11 protein-coding genes and 1 pseudogene are annotated in these 13,923 nt (G+C 66.9%); all 12 read left to right on the top strand.

Features of this window, described 5'->3' with window-relative positions:
• Positions 1–61: 61 nt before the first annotated feature.
• The 12 genes and pseudogenes from Sri02f_RS33395 (at position 62) to Sri02f_RS33335 (ending at position 13,874) form a co-directional block, all read left to right on the top strand.
• Positions 62–937, top strand: a complete 876-nt coding sequence (locus Sri02f_RS33395; RefSeq protein ID WP_218029909.1) for a LysR family transcriptional regulator — start codon at positions 62–64, stop codon at positions 935–937.
• A gap of 229 nt (positions 938–1,166) precedes the next feature.
• Complete coding sequence (rfbD, locus tag Sri02f_RS33390; protein ID WP_307721058.1) at positions 1,167–2,057, top strand: dTDP-4-dehydrorhamnose reductase; 891 nt, start codon at positions 1,167–1,169, stop codon at positions 2,055–2,057.
• A gap of 33 nt (positions 2,058–2,090) precedes the next feature.
• Positions 2,091–3,101: a dTDP-glucose 4,6-dehydratase gene (gene rfbB / locus Sri02f_RS33385; RefSeq protein ID WP_109005056.1), complete on the top strand. Its 1,011-nt coding sequence runs from the start codon at positions 2,091–2,093 to the stop codon at positions 3,099–3,101.
• A 225-nt stretch (positions 3,102–3,326) separates the two neighbouring features.
• The gene (locus Sri02f_RS33380) at positions 3,327–4,589 is read left to right on the top strand and encodes a class I SAM-dependent methyltransferase (RefSeq protein ID WP_109005055.1); all 1,263 of its coding nucleotides are present in this window, start codon (positions 3,327–3,329) and stop codon (positions 4,587–4,589) included.
• A 58-nt stretch (positions 4,590–4,647) separates the two neighbouring features.
• Positions 4,648–5,538, top strand: a complete 891-nt coding sequence (gene rfbA / locus Sri02f_RS33375; protein ID WP_109005054.1) for a glucose-1-phosphate thymidylyltransferase RfbA — start codon at positions 4,648–4,650, stop codon at positions 5,536–5,538.
• Complete coding sequence (rfbC, locus tag Sri02f_RS33370) at positions 5,535–6,131, top strand: dTDP-4-dehydrorhamnose 3,5-epimerase (protein ID WP_109005053.1); 597 nt, start codon at positions 5,535–5,537, stop codon at positions 6,129–6,131. The genes rfbA and rfbC overlap by 4 nt, the downstream gene beginning before the upstream one ends.
• Positions 6,132–6,682: 551 nt before the next feature.
• A complete protein-coding gene (gene gyrB / locus Sri02f_RS33365; RefSeq protein ID WP_109005052.1) occupies positions 6,683–8,716 on the top strand; it encodes a novobiocin-resistant DNA topoisomerase (ATP-hydrolyzing) subunit B in 2,034 nt (677 codons plus the stop codon).
• A 78-nt stretch (positions 8,717–8,794) separates the two neighbouring features.
• A complete protein-coding gene (locus Sri02f_RS33360; RefSeq protein ID WP_109005051.1) occupies positions 8,795–10,906 on the top strand; it encodes a DNA gyrase/topoisomerase IV subunit B in 2,112 nt (703 codons plus the stop codon).
• 46 nt (positions 10,907–10,952) lie between these two features.
• Positions 10,953–11,099, top strand: a complete 147-nt coding sequence (locus Sri02f_RS33355) for a DUF2399 domain-containing protein (RefSeq protein ID WP_218029914.1) — start codon at positions 10,953–10,955, stop codon at positions 11,097–11,099.
• Positions 11,100–11,378: 279 nt separating this feature from the next.
• Positions 11,379–11,917 (top strand): annotated as a pseudogene (locus Sri02f_RS33350) (DUF5994 family protein).
• Positions 11,918–12,012: 95 nt separating this feature from the next.
• Positions 12,013–12,987, top strand: a complete 975-nt coding sequence (locus Sri02f_RS33345; RefSeq protein WP_109005100.1) for a magnesium transporter CorA family protein — start codon at positions 12,013–12,015, stop codon at positions 12,985–12,987.
• A gap of 590 nt (positions 12,988–13,577) precedes the next feature.
• Positions 13,578–13,874, top strand: a complete 297-nt coding sequence (locus tag Sri02f_RS33335; RefSeq protein WP_245970919.1) for a hypothetical protein — start codon at positions 13,578–13,580, stop codon at positions 13,872–13,874.
• The last annotated feature ends 49 nt before the right edge of the window (positions 13,875–13,923 follow it).

The following is a 13,923-nucleotide window of genomic DNA, read 5'->3' as shown; positions in this document are numbered from 1 at the left end:
ATGACCAACATGGTCATGGAACAATCACCGGAAGGAATCGATCGAGGCGCGGAGGGCGGTAGTGGTGGAGGTTCGGCAGTTGCGCTACTTCGTCGCCGTCGCCGAGTGTGAACACTTCGGCCGGGCGGCCGAGACCCTGCACATCGTTCAAGCCGCGGTGAGCAAGCAGGTCGCGCGGCTGGAACGCGAACTCGGACTCACGTTGTTCGACCGGTCCCACCGCCGGGTCCGGCTCACCCCGGACGGCCAGGCCTTCCTGGCCCACGCACGCCGCGCGCTACGCGGCCTCGACCGCGCCGCCGCCGCGGCGGCCGACCTGGCCGCCGGTAACACAGGCTTGCTGCGCATCGGTAGCAGCATTGGACTCGGCCCCCGCGTCGACGCCGCACTCGCGGCCGTCCGCAGCGCGTACCCCGGCATCACGCTCCAGGTGACGACCTCTGCCTCGACAACCGGTCATCTCGCCGCCGTCGCCGACTACGATCTCGACGCCGCCTTCGTGGCCGCACCACAGGCCACCCCGGGCGTGCAGGTTCACCACCTCTGGGACGAACCGTTGCTCCTGGCCGTCCCCGCTGCACGCGCCGGCTCCGCAGGAGACCTCGCCACCCTCGCTGAACTCCCTCTGGCCCGATACGCTCGCGCGGACAGCCCCGGTACCGACGACCTGATCACCGCCGCCTGCCGGGCGGCCGGGTTCACCCCCCGGAAGGGCCCCACTCTCACCCGAGCCCAAGACCTCCTCACCGGACCCGTTTCCGCCGGAGACTGCTGGGCCGTACTCGCCGCAGACCTCCTCCACCACGTCCCCGCCGCTGTCGCCCTCGTCCCGCCCGTTCCACCGGTCCTCGTGCCCACCGCACTCGCGCTACCCGATCCCGTACGCCGTGCGGTCGTGCTCAACCTGCTCACCGTCGCACAGGCCGGGACCGTCTGACGACCGGTGTTCCCGGCCCGACACGCCGGGTCCATCCCGTGAACGGTGTTTTCGGTGTTGGCCGCAGGCACCACGAATGAACGCCATATCTGATCTTACCCATGTGATCTTGGCGCAGAAAATCGCACGTCGGCCTGGAGTGCCGAAGCTTTCCGGGGCGGGGCAACCGGTCCCTGTTCGGCCCACGACCACTCAATAACCGTCCACCGACTCATTCGCCTTGACAAATATGGCGGCCGGGCTGGAAGCTCACATGATGAATCGGTGGTTGGTTACTGGTGCGGGAGGAATGCTCGGGAGGGATTTGGTGCGGGTTTTGGAGGCGCTGAACGAACCAGTGCTGGCTGCCACTCGGCAGGATCTCGACATCACCGACCGATTCTCGGTCCGAGCCGTTGTCTCCAGGTATCGACCGACGGCGATCGTCAATTGCGCAGCATGGACGAGATTTCATGAAGCGGAGACCAGTGAAGCGGAGGCCCATCTTATCAATGGAAGAGGGGCAAGAGAGCTGGCTACGATATGCGGCGATCGATCGATTCGGTTGGTCCATCTCTCCACCGATTACGTTTTCGACGGCGCGAGCCGCCGGCCCTATGCCGAAAGCGCGGCCACCGGTCCGATCAACGCCTACGGCCGGACAAAGCTGGCCGGCGAGCAAGCTGTGCTCGAGTTGCTGCCGGACGACGGGACGATCGTGAGAACCGCTTGGCTGTACGGTCGACACGGCACGAACTTCCTTCGCAAGATGGTCCGGTTGGAGCAGACGCACAAGACGGTGGACGTGGTAGACGATCAGTGGGGCCAGCCGACGTGGAGCGTGGATTTGGCACAACAGATCGTGGCACTCGTTCGGCACGGTGCGTCCGGCGTGTTCCACGGGACAAGCTCAGGCGAGACCACGTGGTACGACTTCGCCCGGATGATCTTCCGGTTGCTCGGTGCGGATCCCGGACGAATCCGCCCGGTGCGCAGCGACCAGATCGCCGGCGGCGAACTGCGTCCCCGGTACACGGTGTTGGGGCATGCCGCCTGGCGCGAGGTCGGGCTGACGCCGATTCGGCACTGGTCCGCCGCTCTGGAGCGGTCGTTTCCCCTTCTGGCTGACGAGGAATGGTAATCCTCCTCGAGTAAAAGAAAGGAGGTTCCGCGGATGCGACTTCTGGTGACGGGCGGTGCCGGCTTCATTGGCTCGGAGTTCGTCCGGGCTACCTTACGTGGCGTTCTGCCGGGCTCATCAGGAACCCAAATCACCGTTCTCGACAAATTGACATATTCCGGCAACGAGCTCAACCTGGCACCGATCGCGGACCTGGAGACTTACCGGTTCGTGCAAGGCGACATCTGTGATCGGGGTCTGGTGGACGACGTGGTCGCCGGACACGACGCGATCGTGCACTTCGCTGCCGAGACGCATGTGGATCGCTCGATCGAAGGTGCCGCCTCGTTTGTCCGTACGAACGCACTGGGTACGCAGGTGTTGCTGGAAGCGGCCTCCCGTCACCGACTGGGGCGGTTCGTTCACATCTCGACCGACGAGGTGTACGGATCGATTTCCGAGGGCGCCTGGACCGAGGCGTCCCCGGTGGCCCCGAACGCACCGTACGCGGCAGCCAAGGCGGCGGGAGACCTGCTGGCGCTGGCCTGGCACCGGACCCGGAAGCTCGACGTCGTGGTCACCAGATGCACCAACAACTATGGGCCGTACCAGTATCCGGAAAAGCTGATCCCGCTGTTCACGACCAATCTCCTGGACGGGCAGCAGGTTCCGGTGTACGGGGACGGCCACAACCGCCGACAGTGGCTGCACGTGTCGGACCACTGTCGCGCCATCCAGTGCGTGCTCCTCGGTGGTCGGCCCGGGGAGGTTTACCACATTGGCGGTGGCACCGAGTTGACCAACCTCGAACTGACCGAACACATCCTCGAGGCCTGTGGTGCCGGTTGGGACCGGGTGCGGCATGTTCCGGACAGGTTGGGACATGATCTCCGCTATTCGCTGGACACCACCAAAATTCGTACGGAACTCGGTTATTCGCCTCGTGTGGCGTTCGCGGACGGGCTGGCGGAGACAGTGGAGTGGTACCGCACTCACCGTGGTTGGTGGGAACCGCTTAAAAATCCTGACAAAGCGACGGGTTCACCGACCGACGCCGGCAGATGACGGCGCAACCAGGCGGAGGGACGCCTCGTGGACGTCGTCACTGATCTCTCAGCGGTTCCGCCCTCGACCAGTTGGACGCCACGGCACCGGTGAGCTCGGCGAGCAGTTGCCGTGCAGGCGTTGCCGGACACCGGTGTCGCTCCAGGCCCGCGGCCGCCGCCGGCGGAACAGTGGTTCGATCCGCATCCAGAACTCGTCGGACATTCCCGTGAGGGGGAGGAAGAGATGCAGGACATCGTGCGTCCCATCAACGAGTGCCGGGTGTGCGGGCACAACGATTGGCTTGATGTGGTCTCGTTCGGATCGACACCATTGGCCGGAAACCTGCTCGGCACGGAAGATGACCCGAGGGACGAGACTCTGTTCCCGCTGGATGTCGGCGTGTGCCGGAAATGCTGGCTGATGACACTGCGCCATGTCATCGAACCGAACGCCCTTTTCGGGCACTACCGTTACGTCGCCTCGGACGCAGGATCGATCATCCAGCACATGCGGCAGCTCGTCGAACTGTGTATCCGGTGGGTCGGCCTGACCGACAGAGATCTCGTCGTGGAGTTCGGCAGTAACACAGGTGCTCACCTGGAGCTGTTCCAGCAGGCCGGCATGCGGGTGGTCGGCGTTGATCCCGCGCGCAATCTCGCCGACATCGCCAATGACCGTGGCGTCACAACGATCCCTGCCGGCTTCACCACCGAAGTCGGCCAGGAGATCACGACTGGACATGGTCCGGCGCGACTGGTGTTCGGTCGCCAATGTTTCGCCCACATCCACGACGTCCACGAAGTCCTTGACGGAGTCTCCGCCCTGCTGGCGCCTGATGGCCTGTTCTTCGTGGAAGTTCCCTATCTGGTGGAACTGCTCGCAAACAATCAGTTCGACACCATCTTTCACGAACATCTTTCCTACTTTTCGCTCGGCGCGCTGTGCAGGCTGTTCGAGGCGCACGGGCTTCGCGTCGTGGACGTACATACAGTCGACGTGCACGGCGGCTCGATCGTGGTCTTCGCCGCCCCGGCCACCGCCGGCTATGAGGTGCGGCCCGCTGTTGCCGAGATGCTCGCGGAAGAACGCAGCCAGGGCATCGCAGAGGAGAGTACATACCAGAAATTCGCCGAGCGTACGGAACGGGTGCGCGCACAGATCCGGGAACTGGTGCGCAGCTTGGTGGCAGACGGCAAGACAGTGGCTGGATACGGCGCACCGACCAAAGGCAGCGCACTGCTGACCGCATGCGGGCTGGGACATCAGGAGATCCGGTTCTGCAGCGACACAACAGCCCTGAAGCAGGGAAAACTCCTACCGGGCTCCAGAGTTCCGATCTGGTCGCCGGAACAAGCAAGCGACCACGTACCGGACTACTACCTGCTGTTGGCCTGGAACTACGCGTCGGAGATCATCACCAAGGAGAAGTCGTTCCTGGAAGGGGGCGGCCGTTTCATTGTTCCCATACCCGAACCGCGCGTGATATCGGCGGAGTCGGCGTGGTGACGTCGAAGGCTGCACCAACGATGATCAGGCGTTGTCAGGTTGCTGATGGGGTGGCTGGTTGAGGGGAATCCTTCTTGCGGGCGGTACCGGCTCCAGGCTGTGGCCGGTCACCCGGGCTGTTTCCAAGCAGTTGATACCGGTCTTCGACAAGCCGATGATCTACTACCCGCTGACCACGCTGATGATGGCCGGCATACGGGAGATACTGGTGATCACGCGCCCCGAGGACCAGCGCCAGTTCCGTCACCTTCTCGGCGACGGCTCGCAACTGGGCCTGTGTCTTGAGTACGCCGTCCAAGAGAAGCCCGAGGGTATCGCGCAGGCGTTTGTCCTGGGTGCCGACTTCATCGGCGACCAGTCGGTGGCCTTGGTCCTCGGGGACAACATCTTCCATGGCGCGGGCCTGGGAACCAGGCTGCGTCAGTACAGCGATCCCGCCGGGGGACGGATCTTCGCCTACGTCGTAGCCGACCCCAGGGCCTACGCGGTAGTGGAGTTCGACGAGGCCGGTACGGCAGTCTCCATAGAGGAGAAGCCGGCCAGTCCCAAGTCGCGCTACGCCGTGCCGGGGTTGTACTTCTACGACAACCGGGTGCTGGAGGTCGCCCGCGACCTGATGCCGAGTCAGCGTGGCGAACTGGAGATCACCGCCGTCAACGAAACCTATCTGAAATGGGGCCAGTTGCGGGTTACCACGCTCGACCGGGGCGCCGCCTGGCTGGACACGGGAACGTTCACCTCCTTGGTCCAGGCGTCGGAGTACGTGCGTGTGGTGGAAGAACGGCAGGGCCTCAAGATCGGCTGCGTGGAAGAGGTCGCCTGGCGCTGCGGCCTCATCGGGAACGACCAGTTGCGGGAACTCAGCCGCCCACTGCTCAAGAGCGGCTATGGCCGGTATCTCCTCGACCTGCTCGCCGATCAGGAGTTGAAGGAGTTGAAGTCGTCGTGAAACTTCGCCCGCTCGGCATCGAGGGCGCCTGGGAGATCACCCCCAAGCAGCACGCCGATCCGCGCGGGGTCTTCCTGGACTGGTACCGCGTCGACCAGTTCGCCGCAGAGGTCGGCCGCCCACTGCGGCTGGCCCAGGCCAACCTGTCGGTATCCGTTCGCGGCGTGGTGCGCGGCGTCCACTTCGCCGATGTGCCGCCCGGGCAGGCCAAGTACGTGACGTGTGTGCGCGGCGCGCTGTTCGATGTGGTGGTGGACCTGCGGGTCGGCTCGCCGACTTACGGGCGCTGGGAAGGCACCCGACTCGACGATGTCAGCCGTCGTGCCGTCTACCTCTCGGAAGGCATCGGGCACGGCTTCTGCGCGATCTCGGACGAGGCCACGCTGTGCTATCTGTCTTCGCAGACCTACAACCCGGCGTCCGAGCACGGTGTGCACCCGCTCGATCCGGAACTGGCCATCAATTGGCCCGTCGAGACTCCGCTGCTCTCCGCGCGTGACCAGGACGCGCTCCTGCTCGCCGAAGCCCGGGACTGGGGCCTGCTGCCCAGCTATGCGGCCTGTCAGGCGCTCACGGCGTTGACCAGTCAATGACGGTCTTGGCGTGCCGACCGAAGGGCCGGCACGCCACGGCGGCGGGTGACGGGGACGACGGCGTCCGACACGGGCGTCCAGAAGGCGGCACGCGTCCTCGGCCTCCCTGACGCACGGCCCGAGCGCCGAGCCGGCGATCCGGGTGCCATCCCGCCCCTCGACAACCGGAGTTCGGTGCGAGGCCGGGACCGGCGGCCTGACACAGCGCGACTGGCGACCGCGGAGGGTTACGCCGGAAATAGTGCCCCGGGCGCTACGTGACAAGGCATCAAGAAACCCCCTGAGTGCCCCTCTGTCGCATTTTCAGTGGGTCAAGGCAGAGGGGATCGGCCTAGGTGGCGCGGGAGTCGCACGGTGGCGTACAGGGGTGCTCTCGTCCCGTCGGCCAGGGATGGCTCCGGTACGCTCGGCAGCGTCTCGGTCGGCGACATCCAGTGGTTCGTGTGCCTTGGGGTCCTGTCCGGGCTGTCGTGCCGTGTCTCCCCAGCTGTCCGGCCGCTCCTGCATCGTGGTGCGGGAGCCGGGTCCGCTATGCCCGAAAGAGAGCGTCTGTGACTACTTACGACACTCGCACCGCCACCGACACCCGCGGATCCGAGCAGCCCGGCCACGTGGGGACGGCGTCGTATGACGCCAACGCGATCACCGTTCTGGACGGCCTGGACGCCGTACGCAAACGGCCCGGGATGTACATCGGCTCTACCGGGGAGCGGGGGCTCCATCACCTGGTGCAGGAGCTCGTGGACAACTCCGTGGACGAGGCACTCGCGGGGGTGGCCGACCGGATCGACGTGACGGTCCTGGCCGACGGCGGGGTGCGGGTGGTCGACAACGGCCGCGGCATCCCGGTGGGGATGCACCCGGTGGAGAAGCGGCCGGCCGTCGAGGTGGTGCTGACCGTGCTGCACGCGGGCGGGAAGTTCGGGGGCGGCGGGTACGCGGTCTCCGGCGGTCTGCACGGTGTGGGTCTGTCGGTGGTCAACGCCCTGTCGACCCGGCTGTCGGCGGAGATCTGGACCGACGGCCACCGGTGGACGCAGGACTACAGGGACGGCGCTCCCACCGCCCCACTGGCCCGCCACGAGGCCACCTCCCGGACGGGCACCTCGCTGACGTTCTGGGCGGACGGCGACATCTTCGAGACCACCGAATACTCCTTCGAGACGCTGGCCAGGCGTCATCAGGAAATGGCCTTCCTCAATGGTGGGCTCACCCTGACCCTCACCGACGAACGGTCCTCCGCGCGCGCGACGGCCGCGGTCGACGAAGCCGACTCGGACCCGACGGCGAAGACGGTCTCCTACCGCTACGACGGCGGCATCACCGACTTCGTCGTCCACCTCAATGCCCGCAAGGGCGAGCCGGCCCATCCCTCGGTCATCACCATCGCCGCCGAGGACACGGAACGGCTGTTGTCGGCCGAGATCGCCCTGCAGTGGAACGGCCAGTACACCGACAGCGTGTACTCCTACGCCAACGCGATCCACACCCATGAGGGCGGCACCCACGAGGAGGGCTTCCGCACGGCACTGACCACCGTGGTCAACCGCTACGCGCGGGAGAAGAGGCTGCTGCGGGACAAGGACGCGAACCTCTCCGGCGAGGACATCCGCGAGGGTTTGACCGCGATCATCTCGGTCAAGCTCGGCGAACCGCAGTTCGAGGGCCAGACCAAGACCAAACTCGGCAACACCGAGGTGCGCACCTTCGTTCAGAAGATCGTCCACGAGCACCTGGCCGACTGGTTCGACCGCAACCCGAACGAGGCCGTGGACATCGTGCGCAAGGCCGTCCAGGCCGCCACGGCCCGGGTCGCGGCCCGCAAGGCGCGCGACCTGACCCGCCGCAAGGGCCTGCTGGAAACGGCGGCGCTGCCGGGCAAGCTGTCCGACTGCCAGTCGAACGACCCGGCGACGTCAGAGATCTTCATCGTCGAAGGAGACTCCGCCGGCGGCTCTGCCAAAGCCGGCCGCAATCCGCAGTACCAGGCGATCCTCCCGATCCGCGGCAAAATCCTGAACGTCGAGAAGGCGCGGATCGACAAAGTACTGCAGAACCAGGAGATCCAGGCGCTCATCTCCGCGTTCGGCACGGGTGTGCACGAGGACTTCGACATCGCCAAGCTCCGTTACCACAAAATCATTCTGATGGCGGACGCGGACGTCGACGGCCAGCACATCAGCACCCTGCTGCTGACCTTCCTCTTCCGCTTCATGCGGCCACTGGTCGAGGAGGGGCACGTCCACCTCTCCCGACCGCCGCTGTACAAGATCAAGTGGAGTCGGGAACACGTCGAATACGCCTACTCCGACCGCGAACGCAACACACTCCTGGAACGGGGCCGCCGGGACGGCCGCCGGATCAGGGACGACTCCATCCAGCGCTTCAAGGGTCTGGGCGAGATGAACGCCGAGGAACTGCGCGTCACCACCATGGACCCCGACCACCGGGTCCTGGGACAGGTCACCCTCGACGACGCGGCTTTCGCCGACGACCTCTTCTCCGTCCTGATGGGCGAGGACGTGGAAGCCCGCCGCCACTTCATCCAGCGCAACGCCCAGGACGTCCGCTTCCTCGACATCTGACCCCGGACACCGCTCCCGCCCCTCTCGACGCGTGACCCAAAGCCCCACCGCTACCTCTGTTACTCAGGAGAGCACTGCGTGAGTACATTCCCCGCCCCGGCCGCCGGCAGCCGCCCCCAGGACGGCTCCGACTACACCGCACGGCACCTGATGGTGCTCGACGGGCTCGAAGCCGTGCGCAAGCGCCCGGGCATGTACATCGGATCCAGCGACAGCCGCGGTCTGATGCACTGCCTGTGGGAGATCATCGACAACTCCGTGGACGAGGCCCTGGCCGGTGCCTGCGACCACATCGAGGTCATCCTCCACGACGACGGTTCCGTGGAAGTCACCGACAACGGCCGCGGCATCCCCGTGGACACGGAACCCCGCACCGGCCTGTCCGGAGTCGAGCTCGCCTACACCAAACTCCACGCCGGCGGCAAGTTCGGCGGCGGCTCGTACGCCGCCTCCGGCGGCCTGCACGGCGTCGGCGCCTCCGTGGTCAACGCGCTGTCCGCCCGGCTGGACATCGAGGTCGACCGCCACGGCCGCACACACGCCATCAGCTTCCGCCGCGGCGCACCCGGCACCTACTCCGCCCCTGGACCCGACGCCCCCTTCACCCGCGCCCAGGGACTGCACCGGACCGCCAGAATCCCCAAGTCACGGACCGGCACGCGCGTGCGGTACTGGGCCGACCGTCAGATCTTCCTCAAGGACGCCAAGCTCTCCCTGGAGAACCTCCATCAGCGCGCCCGCCAGACGGCGTTCCTGGTGCCGGGCCTGACCATCGTCGTGCGCGATGAGTACGGGCTCGGTGAGGGCGGCAGCAAGGGCGAGGAGTCCTTCCGTTTCGACGGCGGCATCAGCGAGTTCTGCGAGTACCTGGCCGCCGACAAGCCGGTCTGCGACGTCCTGCGCCTCACCGGCCAGGGCACGTTCAAGGAGACGGTCCCGGTCCTGGACGAGCACGGGCAGATGACCCCGACCGAGGTCACCCGCGAGCTCGGCGTGGATGTGGCGCTGCGCTGGGGGACCGGTTACGACACGACGCTGCGGTCGTTCGTCAACATCATCGCCACGCCCAAGGGCGGCACCCATGTCGCCGGGTTCGAGCAGGCCGTGGCCAAGACGATGAACGAGGTGCTGCGGGCCAAGAAGCTGCTGCGCGTCGCGGAGGACGACATCGTCAAGGACGACGCGCTGGAGGGTCTGACGGCCGTCGTCACCGTGCGCCTGGCCGAACCCCAGTTCGAGGGTCAGACCAAGGAGGTCCTGGGCACCTCGGCGGCCCGGCGCATCGTGAACACCGTGATCTCCAGGGAGCTGAAGGCGTTCCTGACCTCCACCAAGCGTGACGCGGCCGCTCAGGCGCGGGTCGTGATGGAGAAGGCGGTCGCCGCCGCGCGCACGCGTATCGCGGCGCGGCAGCACAAGGACGCACAGCGTCGCAAGACGGCGCTGGAGTCCTCGTCCCTGCCCGCCAAGCTGGCCGACTGCCGCAGCGACGACGTCGAGCGCAGCGAACTGTTCATCGTCGAGGGCGACTCGGCGCTCGGTACGGCGAAGCTGGCCCGCAACTCCGAGTTCCAGGCGCTGCTGCCGATCCGGGGCAAGATCCTCAACGTCCAGAAGTCGTCCGTGACCGACATGCTGAAGAACGCCGAGTGCGGGGCGATCATCCAGGTCATAGGGGCGGGCTCCGGGCGGACCTTCGACATCGACGCGGCCCGTTACGGCAAGATCATCATGATGACCGACGCCGATGTGGACGGTTCCCACATCCGGACGCTGTTGCTGACGCTGTTCCATCGCTACATGCGGCCCATGGTCGAGTCGGGCCGGGTGTTCGCCGCGGTGCCGCCGCTGCACCGCATCGAGCTGGTCCAGCCCAAGAAGGGCCAGGACAGGTACGTGTACACGTACTCGGACCGGGAGCTGCGCGACAGGCTCATGGAGTTCCAGAGCAAGGGCGTGAGGTACAAGGACTCCATCCAGCGCTACAAGGGTCTGGGCGAGATGGACGCCGATCAGCTGGCCGAGACGACGATGGACCCGCGTCATCGCACCCTGCGACGCATCAACCTCTCCGACCTGGAGGCCGCCGAGCAGGTCTTCGACCTGCTCATGGGCAACGATGTGGCGCCGCGCAAGGAGTTCATCTCCAGCTCCGCGGCCACGCTGGACCGGTCCAGGATCGATATCTGAGCTCGACTCTGTCGCGGATCTCGAGAAGCTCGGGGTTCATCCGCCGGTGAACGGCCAAGACCGCGGCCGCCGGCTCACCGAGGCTCCCTGGGACCCCGAGCTGACCCGTGCCATGGCCGCACACGGCACCGCCGTAGTCGAGGAACCGGTGGCTGACATCCCGTCGGCAGACCTGGTCGAAGCGATTGCGTGAGGAATCGTTAGTAGTTGCGTGACTTCTGCTGCTGGTGCGCCAGTTCCTCGTCGGGGCCCGAAGCTGGAGCCGTTGCTGCTGTCTGATGACCAGCGGGCGGTGTTGGAGTCTACGCCGCTGCGGAGGGCCCGGGACGTGTGCGTGAGCAGGCATTTCACCGATCGGCAACGAGGCCCGGAACCGTCGGCGCAGATGCTGCGGCGGGGCACGGCTTACGGTGAGAGGACGAGGTCCCGCGTTCGGCGGCGGCACCGTTTCCCGCAGACAGGCGGACAAGCCATGACCGAATCCGACATCCCTCGCGCTCCCCGTCTTCTGCCGGACGCGATCCATGGGGCCCCGAAACCCGGGACGGTCCTTCTGCGGCTGGAGACGACACGATCCCGGGAAGGCGACCTCGACGGTGCGTCGGTGTGTGGTGGCCGCGTTCCCGCGACATCGGTGCTGAGCTGCCCGACCTCGTCCACGCGCTGACCGTCCACCTCGGCTCCGTCACGCGCGTCGGTCTGGACGTCACCGCTTGGGATGAACTTCCCCCGCGCCTGGTGATCGACGACCAGGTCGTCCGTATCGACTCCTCTCCGGTGGGTGACGACACCATCCTGATCACTCGCGGCGACCAGGACCACTTCTCCCTTCTCGTGGTTCCGCCGCACGCGACAGCCGCGGCCGCCCGTGCCGCGATGGCCAGGGCTGTCCGGGCCGGCAACGTCACCGATGCCGCACAGATCCTCATCGACACCGGCACACGCCAGGCATACACGGTCCCCGTGGAGGACCCTCGGAGCGGCGAGGAACGCCACGAGCCCGAGGAATGACGTCCCTCAGGGCGGTCGAGGCGGTGCCCCCGTCGGAGTGGATGCCCGGTCGTGGTGTCCGCCGAAGCTCCGCCGGTGCCGTTAGGGTGCGCGACGTGGCCCGTACCCGGCTGTACCGCGACGGATCCCTGGCAGAGGAGGACTTCCCGGTCCGGGACATCTCCCGGCATCTGGAGGACCCGTCCACCACCGTGTGGTTGGACCTGTACCGCCCGGACCGCGCCGAGTTCACGGCGGTCGGCGAGGAACTCGGTCTGCACGAACTGGCTCTCGAGGACGCGCTGCACGAGGGACAGCGGGCGAAACTCGACAACTACCGCACCCATCACTTCCTCAGTGTCTACGCGGTCGCCGTCGACCCGGACGGCGCGGGACTGACGATGAGCGAGCTCGCGGTCATCCTCACGCCGCAGGCGCTGATCACGGTCCGCAAGGACGCCGAGTTCGCCCTCGACGAGCTGGTCGCCCGCTGGGACCGCACCCCGGCTCTGGCAGCGCACGGGGTCGCCTTTCTCCTCCACGGTCTGCTCGACCTTGTCGTCGACGGGCACTTCGCCGCGGTACGGCAGCTCGACGAACGTATCGAGGAACTGGACGCTCTGCTCTTCGCCGAAGGCGGCCGGCAGATCCAGACCGTACAGCGCCAGTCCTACGCCCTGCGGAAATCACTGGTCCGGCTCCGCCGTGTGGTCCTGCCCATGCGGGAGGTCGTCAACGCCCTCATGCGCCCCGACCTCGACGTCGTCGACAGCCCCTTGCTGCCGTACTACCGAGACGTGTACGACCATGTGCTGCGTGCCGGCGAGTGGACGGAGTCGCTGCGCGACCTGGTGGCCTCGGTGATGGAGACCAACCTGTCGGTGCAGGCGAACCGGATGAACCTGATCATGAAGAAGGTGACGAGCTGGGCTGCGATCATCGCCGTGCCCACGGCGATCACCGGCTTCTACGGACAGAACCTTCCCTACCCCGGCTTCGCACACCAGTCGGGGTTCATCGTTTCCAGCGCCGTCATCGTCGTTGCCTCTCTGACGCTGTACTTCGCTTTCAAACACGGGGACTGGCTCTGATCGTGTCGACGAGCAAGGCGCCACCATCTCGGCCCAGCTCCTCGGAGCGTCATCGGTAGCGGCTACGGCCCCGTCGCTCTCCTCGTCGTTCACGCGCAGCGGCCGACCGTCGTGAGGAGCGTTCATGACGGCTGTCTCACCTGCCGATGATCAGGCGGCTGACGTCACCGGCCTTTGCCGATATTGCTGGGGGCGTCACGCGGGTACCGCCCTCGTACTCCCAGGTCTCGTCCGGATCGAGTGGCCGGTCGGCCCTGGAGGCTGCGCGTCCGGCCCGGCCCGCGGCGACGAGCGCGCTTGCGCGTCGGTCAGTGCGGGTAGTACGCGTAGCACGCGCGAGCGCGGCCACCGGGCGCCGTCGAGTAGTCCACGGGAGGGGCCGTCAGACTTCAGTACGAGGCGGGCGGGAAGGGCTGCGACGGGTGCGAGCTGCCGGCAGGTCGCGGTCATCATGCGGACCCGTCTCCGGGCCGCCCCTGGAGTGACGGCCCGCGCCGATCGAGGGCATGTCGTACGCCGGTGTCCGGACCGGTCTCGTCCTCGTCGCAAGACAGACGTGGGCCGCTCAGGTCCGGGCCAGGTTCCGCCCTATGACATCCGAAGCCCCGCATCGCCCACCGCGTCCCGAGGCCGAGCACGAGCCGAGCGGACAGGGCCGGGTGGAGGTCCGCCTGGCCTCCGCGGACCCCGAAGCGGCCCGACGCGTCGCGGACGCGCTCCGTATGCTGTTCGCCGGCGATGAACAGCGCAGCTATCCCGGCGCCTCGGGAACGGGGACGCGGCTGCACCTCACGCTGGACGCCTCGCGTGCCGCCGATCCGCTCGCCTCCTGGCTCGACTCGAGCAGATCGGCCGCCGATCGCACCCACCAGGGCGAGACCGCCTGACGGGGCCGCCGCCCACCGCCACGTCCCCACCACCCCAACTGGCTCCCGT

This window comes from Streptomyces rishiriensis (assembly GCF_003112535.1).
GTDB classification, from domain to species: domain Bacteria; phylum Actinomycetota; class Actinomycetes; order Streptomycetales; family Streptomycetaceae; genus Streptomyces; species Streptomyces rishiriensis.
Note: the sequence above shows the minus strand (reverse complement) of the source record. Positions and strands in the feature narration are given on the sequence as shown.